Below are 17,023 nucleotides of genomic sequence, written 5' to 3' on the forward strand. Positions count from 1 at the left end.
ATGGAAAAAATGGCCGCGCAGGGCTGCGGCAGGCGGCCGGACGAAATGGGCCTGCGGCGAGGTCGACCGGCCTCAGGCGGGTGGAACAGTGTGTTCCGTGCATTTTAAGAAACATCCACTTCTGCTGGCCGGTGTGCATCGGTACCGTGGTTGTCAGCAGGCGGCCTGTGGTCGTCGGCGGCCTTTCCCCAACGGAGCCTTTCATGCATACCGAAACACACTTACGCGCGGTTCATCGTGTCGATGACCCTTCGATTCATCAGGGGATCAACGAGCTGCACTGCGCGCGCCGACTGATCGCGCCCGGTGATTGGGCGTTCAACGATCCGTTTCTCTTGATGGCCGAAGACTGGTTTCCGAAGGGCGTTTTCGATACGCATCCGCATCGCGGCATGGAAACCGTGACCTTCGTGCTCGAAGGCCATCTTGAGCACGTCGACAATCACGGCAACGGCGGCGTGATCCAGCCCGGCGATGCGCAGTGGATGACCGCCGGCCGGGGCATTCTCCACAACGAGGTGCCCGTCGCAAAAGAGACCGTGCATCTGCTGCAGCTGTGGGTGAACCTGCCCGCCGCCGACAAAATGGTTCCGCCGCGCTACCAGGATCTGATCGGCAACGACATGCCGTCGCGGCGGCTCGATGGCGTGGAGATCCGGGTTTTCTCCGGTGCGTCGGGCAGCACCGTGGCGCCCACGCTCAACTACGCCAAGGTCACCGTGCTGGACATCCGCATGCAGGCCGATCGCCAGCATGAAGAGCAGGTTCCCGCTGACTACAACGTTTTTCTGTATGTCCTCGAGGGGGACGGCACCGTCGGGCCGGACAGGCATCCCGTGAAAGCCGGGCAGGTGGTCTGGATGGCGCGCCCCGAAGCCGGCGGCTCCTCTGGCATCCTGATGCGCAGCGGCCCTGGCGGCATGCGCGTATTTTTCGCCGGGGGATTGCCGTTGCGCGAGCCGGTGGTGGCTCGCGGACCTTTCGTGATGAACACGGCTGAGCAGGTTGCCCAGGCCTATCACGATTTTCGCAGCGGGGCTTTTGGCGCCTGATACGCCATCAAAGCGGCAGCAGCGCGGTCGCTTCGATTTCCACCAGCATGCCGTCCAGCGCCAGCCGGGGCACGGGAATCAAGGTGCAGGCGGGCGCCAGGTGGATGCCCCAGCGCGCCTTGATTTCGTTGGAAAACAGCGCCAGGCGTTCCTGGTTGTGGTCCACCACCAGCACCGTCAGCTTGGCCACGTCGAATAGCGTGGCACCGGCTCCTTGCAGGGCGATCTGGACATTGTCCAGCGCCTGGCGCACTTGTTTCAGAAAGTCGGGCTGCAGTTCGCCCTGGGCGTTTTCGCCGCCCTGGCCGGCAGCGAACACCAGCCTGGCCGGCGTGTCGGCCACGGCCACGTGCGAATAGCCGTTGGGGCGCGGGTCGTACAGGCCGGGTGGGTTGATGAAGGCGAGCGAGGGCAGGGCGGGGGTGATGCGGGACGACATGTCGGACTCCGTAAGCGTATTCATCTTGGCAGGAGCGCCAGTATCAAACCTCAACCGTGGTTGAGGTCAAGGTATACGCCCGGTCAACACCTGTCGCCCATGTCGACGGATCAGGACAGGGCGCGCGGCGGCATGGCCGACAGTTCGGTCAGGCTCAGGCCGCAGCTGCGGGCGCGTTCGGCCAGGGTGGCGCTGTGCTCCAGCGCGCGCTTGCTTTCGGCCAGCAGCACGTCCAACTGCTCGTCCAGCGTTGCGGCCATGACCCAGGCCCGTTCGGTGAACTGCGCCGAGAAGGCGTCGACACAGGGCTTGCAGATGGCCGAGCCGTTGCTTTCCAGCAGAGGGGCGCCTTGCGCCAGCGTCGAGAGGCAAAAATGACAGGCGAGGGCGCGGCTCATGCGTCGGGGCTCGTGGTCGAAGGGAGGCCCGGCGCAAGCGGTCTTGCGGGGCCTTACCTTATGGACAACGGCCGGGCGGGCCGACTCTTAAATGAGAGGGGCTCGCCCGGCTCCCGTCGGTGGGCGCTGGGCGACCGTGTTGGCCGCGCGTCAACCCGCGTAGGCCGGGCGCAGCGGGGCCGCGATGGCCTGGGGCGTGACGTCGATGACGGTCTCGGCGGGCAACTTGAAGAAGGCGGCGGTGGCCGCCAGGCGCTTGGCCTGCTCTTCCAGTGACGAGGCCGCGGCGGCCGCTTCCTCGACCAGGGCGGCGTTCTGCTGGGTGACGTCATCCATCTGGGTCACTGCGCGGTTGATCTGGTCGATGCCGATGGACTGCTCGGTCGAGGCTTCGGTGATTTCCGCCATGATCTGGGTGACGCGCTGCACCGAGGCGACGATTTCCTGCATGGTGTCACCGGCCGCCCGCACCTGCTCGGCGCCGCTGTCGACATTGCTGGTCGATTGCTCGATCAGGTCTTTCACCTCGCGAGCGGCCTGGGCGCTGCGCTGGGCCAGCGTGCGGACTTCGCCGGCGACCACCGCAAAGCCCTTGCCTTGTTCGCCAGCGCGGGCAGCTTCCACCGCCGCGTTCAGGGCCAGGATGTTGGTCTGGAAGGCGATGCCGTCGATGACCGACACGATTTCGGCAATGCGCCGCGAGCTTTCCGAGATACGCGCCATGGTTTCCACCACCTGGCCCACGGCCTCGCCGCCGCGCAGGGCGACGCCGCGGCTTTCGGCCGCCAGGCCGTTGGCCTGGTGGGCGTGTTCGGTGTTCTGCTTGACCGCGGTGGCCAGTTCTTCCATGGAGGCGGCGGTTTCTTCCAGCGACGCCGCCTGCTCTTCGGTGCGCGAGGACAGGTTGGTGTTGCCCGACGAGATTTCCGCCGCGCCGGTGTTGATCTCGTTGACGCTGCGGCGTACTTCGCTGACCGTGCGGGTCAGGCTTTCCTGCATGCGTTTGAGCGCCGTGAACAGCACGCCGATCTCGTTGTCCGAGTTCACCGTGACGCGTTGGGTCAGGTCGCCGGAGGCGATGCGGTCGAAGTGCAGGGCCGCTTCCTTCAGGGGCTGCAGCACCTGGCGGCTGATGAAGCGCCAGCAACCGATGGCCAGGGCGGCGGCCAGGGCCAGCATGATGAGGGTCGACAGTTCGGCGCGGTCGTAACGCTGGTCGGACGCGGTATTGATCTGGTCGGTGCGGCGCTCGGTATGTTCCAGGAAACTGTTGACGCGTTCGACGAAGCGGGCGTCGGCGCTGCGGGTGTCCACCACGGCGGCGGCATAGCCCTCGGCGGACTGCTTCTGCAGGGCCTGTTCCAGCGCTTCGATGCTGCGTACATAGGCAGCGAAGACGCCTTCCAGGTCGCTGGCCAGTTTCATGCCGGCCTCGGTGCTCTTGGGCACGCGCTGATAGACGGCGAAGCGTTTGCGCGCCTCTTGCAGGTATTGGGTGGCCTGGTCGACGCTGGCCTGGGCTTGCGAACCCTTGCCGGCGGTGATGTCCAGGTAGGCGGCCACCAGCGTCAAGCGGCTGCGCAGCAGCAGCGTCTGGGCTTCGTACAGGGGGCGGGTCTGCTCGGCGGACACCGAACTCAGATCGTCCACCGCCACGTCGGCGGCCTTGGCGTAGAGCCAGCCCATGCCTGTGGCGACCGCCAGCGCCAATACGAAGAGGGCCAGGACGGCCGCGAGGCCGGTGCGTATCTTCAGGTTCTTGAGCATGGTGGGGGGGCTCCTGTAGGTGTCTTGGGGCTGACCCGTCAAAGCGCGGTCTCGGAAAATCCGGGCTGAATGTAAATTTAAATTACATAATTAACAATTGATCATTTTTCAGGGGGGCATTCTGGTTTTGGCAATGCTGTCCCGGGGCCTGTCAGAAAAGTTGCGGCGCGTCGCTGCGGATGAAGCGCAGGAAGCGGTGGGCGGCGTCCGACAGCGGGCGCGAGGCGTGCGTCTGGAACTGGAGCTGGCCGGCGTTGAGCAAGGCGTCGTTGATGGGACGGCAGATCAGCCGCCCGGTTTCCAGATGGTCGGCGGCGGTCAGCCGGGCGCACAGCGTTACCGCGTCGCCGGTCAGGACATATTGGTAGGCCGCGTCCGGCAGGTTCGACGTGAAAGCCGGCGACAGGGTGATGTTGTACAGGCTGCTGGCCATGTCCAGCACCTGGCGCAGGGCGCTGCCGCCTTCGGGCAGCGCCAGCGGATAGGCCGGCAACTGGGTGATGTGCAGCGATTCGCAGGCCGCCAGGGGATGGCCGGGGCGCATCACGGCGACGATCTCGGCGGGGTGCGAATAGATGACGGCGATGTCCTTTTCGGCGGTGTGGCTATAGGTGACGCCGATGTCGGCCTGGGCGGAGCGCACCCGCTCGGACACCAGTCCGGCGTCCAGGATGTGCAGGCTGAAGCGGATCGAGGGGTGTTCGGCCTGGAAGGCGGCGAACTTGCGCGGCAGGGCGCAGGCGGCAAAGCCCGGCGCGCCGGCGATTTTCACGGTCTGGGTGTAGCGGCCGTTCTGGCCGTCGATCTCGGCGTAGGTGCGGGCGGCGTCGGCCTCGACCCGGCGCGCGTGGTCGGCCAGGATCCGGCCGACTTCCGTGACGCGCATGCCCTTGGGATGGCGCTCGAACAATTGATTGTGCAGGCGTTGCTCCAGCCCCGCGATCTGCCGGCTGACCGCCGAACTGACGACATTGAGCCGCGCGGCGGCGCGATTGACGGATCCTGTGTCGACGACGGTGAGAAAGTAACGAAGCGCGGTGCTGTCGAATTGGAATCGCTTCATTGATATGCGTGCCGTAAATCTCAGTGTCGAGCCTGGGCGGCCGGCAGCCGCTATCAGTGGGTGCGCGGGAGGCGGCGGCCCCCGGGGCGGTTGCGCCGCGGCGTCTCGTGAACGCGCCGGCCAATGGCGTCGGACCATGGAAGCGGGGGCGGGTGTTGCCGCGGACAGGCGGTGAGCGCCCTCCGGGGGGGCCGGCGCGCTGCGATGCCGGCCCTGGCCTGCGGGACAGGCGATCGGGCCAGAGCTGGAATTTATTCCAGCAATACCTTTTGCCACAATCGCAAATTTATCAATATTGCATTCTAATTTCGGCAACAAGGTGTCGTGCAGGGGCCTGGCGGCCAGGGACGAAAAAAAGCGCGCCTGCGGGCGCGCTTGGAATCGGGCGGGGGAAGGCCAGGGGGTCAGTCCACCACGAAGCCCCCGGGGCCGGTCTGCCCCAGCAATTCGCGGGCGCATTGCACCGCCTCGTGCGGCGTGGCCACGGCCAGGAAAGGCATGCCGAAGGCTCGCGCCATTTTCTCGCCGCGCTTGCGGATCTTGTCCAGCGCGCCGGCGTCGCGTTCTATCGCGATGAACGCCCGGCAGCGGGCTTTCAGGCGCGGCATGTTGTGGGTCTGCCATTCGATCATCGCCTTGCGGTCATCGTGGCTGGCTTCCTGGCCCATGTCCGGCACCACCATGACGAAAGTCTGGGGGTTGCTGACCAGCATTTCCATCTCGCGGATCCAGCTGGCGGAGTAGCCCGCCGGGGCGCTGTCGTGCCTGGCGGTGACGATGGGAAATTGGGACAGGTCGTGAAAGAAAAACTGGTCGCGGTTCATTCGAATTCTCCGATATAAGGGGCGGGCGCATCTTTTTGGCAGCCGCAGCCGCCGTACAGCACCAGGCTGTAGGAATCCAGGGCGAATCCGCATTCCTTGGCGATCTTGCGGACCAATTTCGCCATCGCCGGGTCGTTGGATTCCTGGATCCGGCCGCAATGCCGGCAGACCAGGTGGTCGTGGTGTCCCTTGTCATTCAGCTCATACACGGTCGAGTGCGAGTCGAGCTGAGTACGTTTGAGCACGCCGGCGTCTTCAAGTTGCGTGATCACGCGATAAACCGTCGCCAGGCCGATGCTGCTATGTTCCGATATGAGATTGCGGTAGATGTCCGCCGCGCTCATGTGCTGGTCCGCATGCTGGTGGAAGACGTCCAGGATCTTCAGGCGCGGGAAGGTGGCTTTGATGCCCGCCACGCGCAACCGGGTGTGGTCCATGTGTATTCTCCATTCCGGGGCCAATGCCCGAATGATGAGAATGATGTACATTTTCAACTGATCCCGCTAACGGGATTCCGTCAACCTGTAGCTCGAATCTGCCAACCATGTTCCAAGTGACCGTGGTCCACCACGCACTTCCCGATGTCCTGCTGACGCCGTTCAGCATGCGCCACCCCCGTGAGTCCAAAGGAATCTTCGTCCCCGACCATGCCCACAACGAGGGCATGCTGGTCCTTGTCCACGAAGGGTTGGTGATGGTGCAGGCGGGCGCGCAGGTGTGGACGGTGCTGCCGGGCAGCCTGGGCTGGATTCCACCCGGGGTGACGCACGCGGCGCGCTGGTTCGGCGAGGCGCGAGGGTCCTTTCTGTATGTGCGCGAGGACGCTTGCGCGCGCTTGCCGACGCACTGCCATTCCTGGCCTTCGTCCAAGCTCATCGACGCGCTGATCGAACGTTTCACCACCAGTCCCGCGGGCAGCTTGTCCGACGCCTATCTCGAGCAGCTGTTCGATGTGCTGCTGGCCGAGATCGAGCAGCGCGCCCATGCGCCGCTGCTATTGCCCATGCCGGACGATCCGCGCTTGCAGGACCTGGCCAATTCGCTGCTGGCCACGCCCGACGACCCTTCCGGCATCGATGAATGGGCCCAGCGGCTGAATATGTCGTCGCGGACGTTGATGCGGCGCTTCCGCCAGGAAACCGGGGTGACGCTGGGTCAGTGGCGCCAGCAGGCGCGCCTGCTGCGGGCCCTGGAATTGCTGTGCGGGGGCGGCTCGGTGACCGAAGCGGCGCTGTCGGTGGGCTACGAAAGCACCAGCGCGTTCATCGGCAGTTTCCGCGCCGCGTTCGGCACGACGCCGACGCGCTACCTGGCCGGCCGGGAGTAGGCGGCCGGGACGGGCCGCAGGCCCTGTCCGGCTGGCGGCACCGCAGAGCACTTGCGCGCCCTGGCGCAGGGGCCCGGCCCGTCATTCCGCGTTTACGCATCTTCACTTTTTCCCGACAGATTTGCGGATCTTCCCGCACGCCCCTTGCCTACCATGGCGCCAGGGTAGGACAGGTCTTCTCGTCCTGCCCTCCATGCATCAAGGGTGTTCCATGACTTGCCAACCTTTCCTCGTTCTCTCGCCGGCCGGGAGCGCCGGCGCCGCCGTGGCGCCGGCTCCGGCAAACGCTTTCGCCCAGATCCTGGCGCGGCTGCTGGCGGCCACTCGCCATGCCTGGCAACTGGACGTCGCAGCGGGGAGCCCGACGTGACCCCGCAACCCCTCACGCCGCCGGCCGGGCAACGTACCGGCGCGCTGCTGATCCACGGCCTGGGTGGTACCGAATTCGACATGGGCTCGCTGCACAAGGTGCTGGCGCGCGCCGGCGTGGACACCCATGGCGTGACGCTGCCGGGCCATGCCGGTCGGCCGGAGGACCTGCTCGATGTGCGGGTCGAGGACTGGATGGAAGTGGTGACCCGCCGCTACCGCGAGCTGTGCGCCCAGTACGACGTGGTGCACGTCATCGGCATGTGCCTGGGGGCCTTGCTGGCGGTCGAGCTGTGCAAGCGCGAATCGCATACCCGAGGCGCGCTCGTGTCGCTGTCGGCACCGGTATTCCTGGATGGCTGGAGCACGCCCTGGTATCGCGGGCTGCGCTACCTGCTGTATCACGTGCCGGGCGTGCCGCGCCGCATCCGGGTCGAGGAAGAGGACCCTTACGGCGTCAAGAGCGAATTGGTGCGGGCCTTCATCAAGGCGGGTTTCGCGCGTGGCGATGGCTTTCATTACCAGTGGGTGCCGCTGGCTTGCGTGCGCCAGGTGGATCGCCTGCGCGGCATGGTCAAGCGCGGGCTGGAACAGATGCGCTGCCCGACGCTGGTGATGCACGCGGTCGAGGACGAATTGACCAGCCCGCGCTCGGCGCAGCTGTTGGGCGAACGCATCCCGGGGGCATCGGTGGTGCTGCTGCGGGACAGCTATCACATGATCTGCGTGGACCATGAGCGCGAGCGGGTCATGCAGAACGTGCTGGAATTCCTGGGCAAGGACCCGGAGATCGTGCGAACGCGCCGGCGCGCCACGGAGTCGCGGCGTTGCCGCGCACAGGCGGCGCCGCAAGGGGCGGACCGCCTGCTGGCGGGGGCCCGCTAGCGGGGCGCTTCGCCGGGTCGGGCCTGGCGCGGCCTGCCTGCCGGGCGCAGGCCGATTGGGTGGCTTTCAGGCCGCAGCCGGCTGATCCGGTTGGTTGGGGTGCGACGGCCCTTGCGGATCGTTTTCGGCGTCGGGACGCGGTGGCACGGCGGGCAGGCCGAGACTCAGCCGCAGGCGCTGGCAATCCGGGTTGGGCGAGCCATCGGGCTGCCAGATGTCGAATTCGCGACAGGGCGTGGGGCGGTTTTCGTAGATGGCGCAATGGATGCCGGGCTTGCCCAGTTCACCGCGCAGCGAGATGCAACGACCGCCGCCCATTTCCGTGCCCTTCATGCAGGCCCGCAACGGGCTCATCTGCGTGACCAGTTCGACGGGCACGTGGCCGCCGTTTTCGCCGGCCAGCTCGCCGCAATAGAACGACACCCGGAAATGTGAGCAACAGGCGCCGCAGTCCAGACAGGGATTGGCGGCCGGATTGGCGTCGCCGGCCAGGGTGGCGGGCGACACGAACGTGATGACGGATGTCTCGAGCAGGGACATGGGGCGGGTCCGAAAGCCTGTCCGGCCCCGGCTACGGCTGGGCGCGGCCAAGCCATGCGGCCCGCGCGCCAAACAGATCCGGCAAGGGCGCGCGGTCAGGGCCGGCGCGGGATCAGGGTCGGAAATAGTAGCTGGATTCGGCTTGCGGCTGCTACGACTTTTTTCGGGGACGTGGCTGGAGTAGCATCGGGAACCGATTGCCGCCAGGACGCTACCCATGCATGCCAATTCCGCCTTCCCCGACGGCCGCGCCCGTTGCGGCTGGGTCGACACTTCCGTCGACTACATGGCCTATCACGACACCGAATGGGGCCGCCCGGAAGGCGACGACCGTGCCCTGTTCGAACAGCTCTGCCTCGAAGGCTTCCAGTCCGGCCTCAGCTGGCGCACCATCCTGAACAAACGCGAGGCTTTCCGCCGCGGCTTCGCCAATTTCGATCCGGCCAAGGTCGCGCGGTTTGGTGAAAAGCAGGTGCAGGCCTTGCTGGCCGATGCCGGCATCGTGCGCCATCGCGGCAAGATTGAAGCCGTCATCAACAACGCCCAGCGCGCGCTGGAAATGATCGAACGCGAAGGCTCGCTGGGCGCATTCCTGTGGCGCTACGAGGCGCCGTCGGGGGCGCCGTCCACGCTGGGCGCGTCTACGTCAGAACAATCCGAAGCCCTGTCCAAGGCGCTCAAGAAACTGGGCTGGAAGTTCGTCGGCCCCACCACGGTCTACGCGTTCATGCAGTCGGTCGGCATGGTCAACGACCACCATCCCGACTGCTATTGCCACAGCCTCAGCGAACGGGCGCGCAAGGCGTTCAAACGGCCGGCGTGACGGTCGCCGCGCCGGGTATGCAGTAACGCCCTTCGCGATAGGCCCAGCTGGGCCACAGGGCGTGGGCCAGCGCTTCGGCAGCCAGGTCCGGGTCCAGCGGCACCGGCGCGTAGTCTTCCGGCGCGGTGTAGCGGTACTGCACCGGCGTCTTGTTGGGGGCCATCACCAGCAGGTCGTTTTCCTTCAGGTAACCGTAGGTGTTGTCGTACTGCATGATGGCGCGGCCCGGCGTGCTGCGGGTCAGGTCGTGGCCGATCATGGGGTGTTCGGTGTCCACGCCCATCAGCGACAGCAGGGTGGGGGCCAGGTCGATCTGGCTGATCAGCCGGTCGTCGCGGCGGGCTTCGATGCCGGCTCCCAGGATCACGGCGGGAATATGGAAGTGGCGCACCGGCACCAGGCTGGCCCCGAACACGCGCGAATCGTGGTCGGCGGCAATCAGGAAGACCGTGTTTTCCCAGTAGGGCGCATCCTTGGCCCGCTCGAAGAAGCGGCCCAGCGCCCAGTCGGCATAGCGCACGGTGTTTTCCACGGTGGCGGGGTTGCCTTCGGTCTGGATGCGGCCCGCCGGGTATTCCCACGGCGAATGGTTCGACACGCTGAACGCCAGGGTGAATGTCGGCTGGTCGCCGTCTTCGCGCAGCAGGCGGTCAAGCTGATTGAACATGTCTTCGTCCGAGGCGCCCCAGGTGCCCACGAAGGCCGGATCCACGAAGTCTTCGCGGTCGACGATCTGCTTGAAGCCGTTGCCCAGGAAGAAGCCCTTCATGTTGTCGAAGTGCGACTCGCCGCCATAGATGAAGCGCGAGTGGTAGCCATGCCGGCCCAGCAGGTCGGCCAGCGAGAAAAAACCGCGTTGCGAGCGCGGCAGCTTCAGCACGGCCTGGGCCGGGGTGGGCAGAAAGCCGGTCACCACGGCTTCCAGGCCGCGTACCGAGCGCGTGCCGGTGGCATAGGCCCGGGTGAAGGTCCAGGCGTCGCGCGCCAGGGCGTCAAGCTCCGGCGTGAGGTTCATGCCGCCCAGGCCGGCGCTGTACTGTGCGCCCAGGCTTTCTTCCAGGATGATCACCAGGTTCAGTGGCCGCGCCGTCTTGCGGGTGGCGGGCTGGCGATGCAGGCTGGGGTGGTCGGCATGGGCGGGCGGATAGGGCAGGCCGGCCTGGGTCAGCACGCGGCGGTGCATGTCGTCTTCGTCCATGCCGCCGTACACGGCAGAGGCCGACTTTTCATTCTTCATGCTGTAGACGGCATAGAACACGTTGTAGAGCGAGTTCAGCGCCAGGGTATTGAGCATGCCGTCCGAGCTGTAGGCCACCGATGACGGGTTGATGGGCCGGTGGCCCAGCGTGCCGCGGATGGCCAGGATGACGGCGGCCAGGATGGCCAGGCTGGCCAGCGGCATTTGCCACCAGGCCAGTTGGGGGTCGGGCGTGGCGTGGCCGAAGAGGGCATAGGCGCCCCAGCCGATCAGCGCCAGCGCGCCGAAGCCGCCCAGCAGCGCGGCCTTGTAGCCGCGCCACAGCATGCCCGACACTTCGCGCGGGTGTTTCAGGTATTCGACGAACAGCCGGTTGGGCCGGGTGTCGTATTCCAGGATGAAGGGCGGCGTGGCCACTTCCAGGAACGCCAGCAGGATGAAGGCAACCAGGTACCAGATGCCGGCGGCCGTGGCGGCAAACGGCAGATGGCCCAGCCAGGGCGACAGTACCGCCGGCAAGGCAGCCAGCACGCAGATCTGATGGGCGTCGATGCGCAGGCCGCCAAGCAGCAGGGGGGCCAGGCCGCCCGCGTTGCGCACGCGCTGCCATTGCCAGCCAGCCAGCGCCAGGCGGCTGAGTGTCAGCAGCGCAAAGGCCGCCACCACGAAAATCAAGCTCGAATGCCGCATCGGGCCTCCAGGTAGTACTGCCGTCCGCCCCGGCCGGGATCGCGGGATCGGGCTGATCGCGCATTGGAACAGGGAGGGCGTCGAAATTTCGGTAGGGATTATTCCGTTCGGCGGCGCGAAAAACCGGATGCGGACCGGCTGCTTTGTAACTTTTGCCGACCGCGCGCTCTATGACACTGAAAAATCCGCACACATTATGAGGCCGGCAAGCTTAACCTGCCCGGCCGCGCGCGCTACCCTTGAGTTAATTAGGGCCGGGGCATTGGCGCCCCGGCGACAAAGGCAAGGTGATAACGATGACGCGCAGAACAAAAATAGCGGTCGGGATTGCCGGGGGGCTGGCCCTCCTGGTCGTGGTGCTGGGGGTGGTGATCGCCAATTTTGACTGGAACCGCGCCAAGCCCATGATCAACGAGCGGGTCACCGCGGCCATCGGCCGCCCCTTTGCCATCAATGGCGATCTGAGCGTGCAATGGACGCGAGAGCCCGACGAAGGGGGCTGGCGCGCGTGGGTGCCATGGCCGCACATCGTCGCCAACGACATCAGCGTCGGCAACACCGAATGGGCCAAGGCGCCGCAGTTCGCCACCTTGAAGCGCGGCGAATTCAGCCTGTCGCCGCTGCCGTTGCTGAGCCAACGCGTCGTGATCCGGCGCATCCAGCTGACCGAGCCCGCCGCTGATCTGGAACGGTTGGCCGACGGCCGCGCCAACTGGATTTTCACCCTGCCCGAATCGGGCGAGCCATCGCCCTGGGTGCTGGACATCAACGAGATCGGCTTCGACAAGGGGCGGGTGGGCTATGCCGACGCGATGCTGCAGGCCGACCTGACCGTGCTGGTCGATCCCCTGGGAAAACCGGTGCCGTTCGCCGACGTGGCCGGGGCGTCCTTCGCCGCGCAAGATGGGGCGGCCCCAGCGCCGCGCGACTATGTCTTCGGCTGGAAAGTGGACGGCAAGTACAAGGGGCTGGCCACCAAGGGCGAGGGCAAGGTGGGGGGCATGCTGGCCTTGCAAGACCCCAGGCAGCCGTTCCCGGTGCAGGCCGACGTGGCCATTGGCGGCACCAAGGCGTCGGTGACCGGCACCCTGACCGATCCGGCCAACCTGGGGGCGCTGGACCTGCGGCTGAAACTATCGGGCGGGTCCATGGCGCAGCTGTATCCGCTGACCGGTGTGACCTTGCCGGACACGCCGCCGTATTCCACCGACGGCCATCTGGTGGCCAAGCTGCACAACGCCGGGGGCGCGGTGTTCGACTACCGCGATTTCAATGGCCAGGTGGGCAATAGCGACCTGCACGGCGACGTGTCGTTTTCGCTGGCCGCGCCGCGCCCCAAGCTCACCGGCAAGCTCTCGTCCAGGCAACTGCGCATGGCGGACCTGGGACCACTGGTGGGGGTGCCTTCCGGCAAGGCGGCGCCAGCCCAGGACAAGCCCAAGGACGCGCCAGCCAAGCGTGCCGGCGGCAAGGTGCTGCCGGACCAGGCCTTTCGCACCGATCGCTGGCGCGACATGGACGCCGACGTCTCGCTGGAGGCCGGCCGCATCGTGCATGACGCCAAGCTGCCCCTGTCGGATCTGTCGGTGCACGTGGTGCTGCAGGACGGGCAATTGACACTGGACCCGCTGCGCTTCGGCATGGCGGGCGGCACCATGGCCGCGACACTGCGTCTGGACGGCTCCAAGGCGCCCATGACCGGTCGCGTGGACATGCATGCGAGGCGCCTGCGCCTGAAGCAGCTGTTTCCCGCCACGGAGTCCATGCAGAAGACGCTGGGGGAAATGAACGGCGACCTCGCCCTGTCGGGCACTGGCAATTCCGTGGCTGCGCTGCTGGGTACGGCGTCCGGTGACGTGAAGATGCTGGTCAACGATGGCGTGATCAGCCGCAGCCTGATGGAAATCGCGGGCTTGAACGTGGGTAACTACGTCGTGTCCAAGCTGTTCGGCGACGACGAGGTCAAGATCAATTGCGGCGCCGCCGACCTCGAAATGAAGAACGGCGTGATGACGCCGCGCGTCTTTGTGTTCGATACCGAGAACGCCCTGATCAACATCACGGGCCCCACCGACTTCAAGAACGAGAAGCTGGACCTGGACATCACGCCTGACAGCAAGGGCTTCCGGATCTTCTCGCTGCGCTCGCCCTTGTACGTGCGCGGCACGTTCGGCTCGCCTGACGTGGGCGTGCACGTGTTGCCGCTGGCCGCGCGCGGCGCGGGCATGGTGGCGCTGGGCGTGATCCTGACGCCGGCGGCGGGCCTCCTGGCGCTGATTGCGCCGAGCACGACCGACGACAATTCCTGCGCCACGCTGCTCAAGCAGATGCGTGTGCCGCCCAAGGCGCCAGCGCCGGCGCCCGCCAAGGGCAAGTAGGGCGGGCCGCGCAAAGCGGCCGGCGTGCCGGCCGTTTTGCGCGCGCAAGCCGTCAGGCCGGTTCAGCGCGGCAGCGCCATCCTTGCGCCGTCCGGCGCCTGCTGGTCGGCAATACAGACCGCGTTGCGGCCATGGTTCTTTGCGTAGTAGAGCGCGCGGTCGGCCTGCTGGATCACTTCATCGAGCGTTGCTCCGTGCAGCGGATACTGGGCCACGCCGGCCGACAGGGTGATCGGCGCGGGCAGGCCGGCCGCCGCGTCCAGCTGGGCCAGCTTCAGCCGCAGCCGCTCGGCGGTGGCCACGGCCGCCGCCAGCGGGGCGCCCGGCATCAGCATCACGAATTCCTCGCCGCCGCTGCGGGCAACGGTATCGCCGCTGCGCGAGCCTTCGGTCAACAAGGTGGCCAGGGCCTGCAAGGCGCGGTCGCCGGCTGCGTGGCCATAGCGGTCGTTGATGTGCTTGAAGTGATCGATGTCCATGGCCACGATCGACAGCGGCGTGTCCGCGGCCTGCAGCAGCGCCATCGCCTCGTCCAGGCCGCGGCGGTTCAGCAGCCCGGTGAGCGTGTCGGTGGTGGACGCGCGGCGCAGGTCGCGAATCTTGTGCTGGATCGACGCCAACCCCATCAGCAGCGCGCGCTTGAGCTGCGAGGCCTCGAAATACCACGACCGCACCTTGCGGATGCGTTCGGTCGAGTCGGGGTCCTGCATGCGCTTGGCGATGCTGGCCAGTTCCCCCAAGGGGCGGGCGATCCAGCGCGACAGCAGCCACAGCAGCACGATGGACAGCAGCAGCAGGGGCAGGGTGTTGCGGGCGGTGGCCATCAGCAGGTCGTTCAGCGGCAGCAACGTGCTGGCCACCGGCCGCTGCGCGATGATGGTCCAGCCCGTGCTGGGCACCGGCGCGTAGCCGGCCAGTATCTCGGCCCCGTCCGTGTCGGTGAAGCGCAGCTCGCCGGTTTCGCCGCGCAGCGCCGCGCCGAGCTTGGCCTTGTCGGCGGACATGTGGCCCAGGCGGCTGCGGTCGGGGTGGTAGATCAGCGTGCCGTCGCGCGCCAGCACGTACAGCAGTGAATCATCGCGGTTGAAATGCTGGCCCAGCAGACGGTCCAGCACATTGTCTTCGTGCAGATAGAGCGTGCCGGCGATATAGCCCAGGTAGCGATAGTCGCGTGAAAAGATCGGATGGGTGTACAGGATCAGCCAGCGGCCGGTGCTGGCGCGAAAGGGTTCGCTGATGAAGGGCCGCCGGGTGGTCAGCGCGGTCCTGGCCGCGTCGCTGGTCATCCGCTGGCCCTTCAACTGCGGGTACGAGGGCGACACGGCTTGCACCATGCCGTCCGGCGACACCACGAAGCTGGAATTGAAATGCCCCAGCTGTTCTTCCTGGCGGCGCGTTTCCGATACTGCGAGCTCGGGGTGGGCCTCCATGTCGGCCAGCACGTCGGCGCTGAAGGCCAGGTGACGGCGCAGGTCGCCCAGGAAGTATTCGGTGGTGGCGGCCAGCTTGGCCGCATAGACCCGATTGCTTTCCAGCGCGTTGTGCAGCAGCAGGTCGCGCTGGACGAGATAACTGGCATGCAGGCCTGCCGCGAGGACCAGGAAAATCGACAGCAGGCTGACCCACAGGATGAGGCGCCGGAGGTCGATGCGGAACATGGGAGATCCCGTCAGGAAGCTGCGCGGCCTGGGGGCAGGCCGGAAGGGGGCATGCCGCCTGTGAGCGCATCCCAGGCGCACATCGCCTGTCGCGCCACGGCTTGCAGGGTCTTGCGGCTGGCGCCGTCGCGCGCCTGGATGGACATTCCGTGAAGGATCGTGGTGTAGAAAGCGGCCAGACTTTTCAGGTCGGCCCCTGCGGGCAGTTCGCCAGCGGCCGCGCCGGCGGTCAAGCGGGCCAGGATGCGGCCTTGCATCTCGCGGCGGCTGTCGCCCAGGAAGGCGCCGACCCCAGCAGCGTTGCAGGCACCCGATGGCGCACCCAGCACGATCAGGCAGCCGGGCGGAGCGCCCGGCGCCGTGAAGCGGTCGGCGGCGGCCATCAGCATGCCTTGCACGGCGTCGCGGGCAGTGTCGGCATCGGTCAGCGCGCGGCGCGAGGCGGCGCCGTCGGTGTCGCGATAAAGCTGCACCGCTTCACGAAATAGTCCTTCTTTTGAGCCGAATGCGCCGTAAAGGCTGGGCGAGTTAATGCCCATCGCAGCCGTCAGATCGGCTAGCGATGCACCTTCATATCCCTTCGACCAGAACACTTCCATGGCCTTGCGCAAGGCCTGGGCTCGGTCGAAGTTCCGGGGGCGCCCACGTTCTGCCATGGGGCGCATTTTACTCGCGAGCGATATTTTGTGTTGATCGATAAAAAAATCGTTGACGGCCGAGTCGAGCCGATGGATGATATTTGTATTGATCAATACAAATTAAAGGATGACCCCATGCAGAATCTGAACGGAAAGGTGGCTTTCGTGACCGGCGGCAGCCGAGGCATCGGCGCGGCGATCGTGCGGAGCCTGGCCGCGGATGGCGCGAATATCGCATTCACCTACGTCAGCGCCGCGTCCAAGGAAGCAGCCACGGTGCTGGTGCGCGAACTGGAAGCCGGCGGCCGTCGTGCCCGCGCCATCCAGGCGGACTCGGCCGATCCGGCCCAGGTCCGCCAGGCGGTGGAGCAGGCCATTGAACAGCTGGGACCGGTGGACGTGCTGGTGAACAACGCCGGCATCTTCCTGGCCGGTCCGCTGGACGAGGTCACGCTGGAGGACTACGACCGCACGATGAACATCAACGTGCGTGCGCCTTTCGTCGCGATCCAGGCCGCGCAGGCGTCGATGCCGGACGGCGGTCGCATCATCAACATCGGCAGTTGCCTGGCCGAGCGCTCGGGGCGGGCCGGCGTCACGCTGTATTCGGCCAGCAAGTCGGCGTTGCTGGGCATGACCCGCGGGCTGGCGCGCGACCTGGGCGCCCGCGGCATCACCGTCAACGTGGTGCACCCCGGCCCCATCGACACCGACATGAACCCCGCCGACGGTGACCACGCCGCCGACCTGGTGGCGGTGCTGTCGTTGCCGCATTACGGCGAAGTGCGCGACATCGCCGGCATGGTCGCTTTCCTGGCCGGGCCGGATGGGCGCTACGTGACGGGGGCGAGCCTGGCGGTAGATGGCGGCTACGCGGCATGATGGGCAAGGCATGGGCGTTGCGGCGAGGTCGCAACGCCTTCGTCGACCGCGATATTTGTGGTTGATCAGCGACTGACTTGCACAAATAAAAA

The 17,023-nt window shown here is 66.6% G+C and carries 16 protein-coding genes; 6 read left to right on the plus strand and 10 right to left on the minus strand.

Annotated features, from left to right (window positions below; all coding sequences use genetic code 11):
• Positions 1-203 precede the first annotated feature (203 nt).
• Positions 204-1,052 carry a pirin family protein gene (locus ACUDP5_RS04130; RefSeq protein WP_263913864.1) on the plus strand — a complete coding sequence of 283 codons (849 nt, stop codon included), beginning with the start codon at positions 204-206 and terminating at the stop codon, positions 1,050-1,052.
• Positions 1,053-1,059: 7 nt separating this feature from the next.
• On the opposite strand, the gene ACUDP5_RS04135 is transcribed toward ACUDP5_RS04130, so the two are convergent.
• The 6 genes from ACUDP5_RS04135 to ACUDP5_RS04160 form a co-directional block, all read right to left on the minus strand.
• On the minus strand, positions 1,060-1,491 hold the full coding sequence (locus tag ACUDP5_RS04135; RefSeq protein WP_263913865.1) for a RidA family protein: 432 nt from the start codon (positions 1,489-1,491) through the stop codon (positions 1,060-1,062).
• Positions 1,492-1,601: 110 nt separating this feature from the next.
• Positions 1,602-1,889, minus strand: coding sequence for an MSHA biogenesis protein MshH (locus tag ACUDP5_RS04140; protein WP_263913866.1), 288 nt, complete (start codon positions 1,887-1,889; stop codon positions 1,602-1,604).
• Positions 1,890-2,039: 150 nt separating this feature from the next.
• On the minus strand, positions 2,040-3,656 hold the full coding sequence (locus ACUDP5_RS04145; protein ID WP_263913867.1) for a methyl-accepting chemotaxis protein: 1,617 nt from the start codon (positions 3,654-3,656) through the stop codon (positions 2,040-2,042).
• 151 nt (positions 3,657-3,807) lie between these two features.
• Entirely contained in the window at positions 3,808-4,719 is a 912-nt protein-coding gene (locus ACUDP5_RS04150) for a LysR family transcriptional regulator (protein WP_263913868.1), read from the minus strand.
• A 404-nt stretch (positions 4,720-5,123) separates the two neighbouring features.
• A complete protein-coding gene (locus tag ACUDP5_RS04155; protein WP_445658201.1) occupies positions 5,124-5,543 on the minus strand; it encodes a hypothetical protein in 420 nt (139 codons plus the stop codon).
• Positions 5,540-5,980 (minus strand): Fur family transcriptional regulator, encoded by a 441-nt coding sequence (locus ACUDP5_RS04160; RefSeq protein ID WP_263913870.1) that lies wholly within the window; start codon positions 5,978-5,980, stop codon positions 5,540-5,542. Before ACUDP5_RS04160 ends, ACUDP5_RS04155 begins: the two co-directional genes overlap by 4 nt.
• A 107-nt stretch (positions 5,981-6,087) precedes the next feature.
• Here ACUDP5_RS04160 and ACUDP5_RS04165 point away from each other — a divergent pair, with 107 nt between their 5' ends.
• A complete protein-coding gene (locus ACUDP5_RS04165) occupies positions 6,088-6,870 on the plus strand; it encodes a helix-turn-helix domain-containing protein (RefSeq protein ID WP_263913871.1) in 783 nt (260 codons plus the stop codon).
• Between the two features lie 366 nt (positions 6,871-7,236).
• A complete protein-coding gene (locus tag ACUDP5_RS04170) occupies positions 7,237-8,124 on the plus strand; it encodes an alpha/beta fold hydrolase (protein WP_263913872.1) in 888 nt (295 codons plus the stop codon).
• A gap of 66 nt (positions 8,125-8,190) precedes the next feature.
• Here the strand turns inward: ACUDP5_RS04170 and ACUDP5_RS04175 are convergent, their stop codons facing one another.
• Complete coding sequence (locus ACUDP5_RS04175) at positions 8,191-8,664, minus strand: YkgJ family cysteine cluster protein (RefSeq protein WP_263913873.1); 474 nt, start codon at positions 8,662-8,664, stop codon at positions 8,191-8,193.
• A gap of 217 nt (positions 8,665-8,881) precedes the next feature.
• Here ACUDP5_RS04175 and ACUDP5_RS04180 point away from each other — a divergent pair, with 217 nt between their 5' ends.
• Complete coding sequence (locus tag ACUDP5_RS04180; protein WP_445658202.1) at positions 8,882-9,487, plus strand: DNA-3-methyladenine glycosylase I; 606 nt, start codon at positions 8,882-8,884, stop codon at positions 9,485-9,487.
• Here ACUDP5_RS04180 and ACUDP5_RS04185 read toward each other — a convergent pair.
• Entirely contained in the window at positions 9,471-11,375 is a 1,905-nt protein-coding gene (locus ACUDP5_RS04185) for an LTA synthase family protein (RefSeq protein ID WP_445658203.1), read from the minus strand. The two genes, ACUDP5_RS04180 and ACUDP5_RS04185, sit on opposite strands and share 17 nt — an antisense overlap.
• 296 nt (positions 11,376-11,671) lie before the next feature.
• On the opposite strand from ACUDP5_RS04185, the gene ACUDP5_RS04190 reads away from it, so the two are divergent.
• Entirely contained in the window at positions 11,672-13,753 is a 2,082-nt protein-coding gene (locus tag ACUDP5_RS04190) for an AsmA family protein (protein ID WP_445658204.1), read from the plus strand.
• 62 nt (positions 13,754-13,815) lie between these two features.
• On the opposite strand, the gene ACUDP5_RS04195 is transcribed toward ACUDP5_RS04190, so the two are convergent.
• Positions 13,816-15,411 (minus strand): diguanylate cyclase, encoded by a 1,596-nt coding sequence (locus ACUDP5_RS04195; RefSeq protein WP_445658205.1) that lies wholly within the window; start codon positions 15,409-15,411, stop codon positions 13,816-13,818.
• A gap of 11 nt (positions 15,412-15,422) precedes the next feature.
• A complete protein-coding gene (locus ACUDP5_RS04200) occupies positions 15,423-16,067 on the minus strand; it encodes a TetR/AcrR family transcriptional regulator (protein ID WP_263913976.1) in 645 nt (214 codons plus the stop codon).
• Between the two features lie 117 nt (positions 16,068-16,184).
• On the opposite strand from ACUDP5_RS04200, the gene ACUDP5_RS04205 reads away from it, so the two are divergent.
• Positions 16,185-16,931 carry a 3-oxoacyl-ACP reductase family protein gene (locus ACUDP5_RS04205; protein ID WP_445658206.1) on the plus strand — a complete coding sequence of 249 codons (747 nt, stop codon included), beginning with the start codon at positions 16,185-16,187 and terminating at the stop codon, positions 16,929-16,931.
• Positions 16,932-17,023 lie beyond the last annotated feature (92 nt).

Source organism: Achromobacter sp. NCFB-sbj8-Ac1-l, from assembly GCF_052695805.1.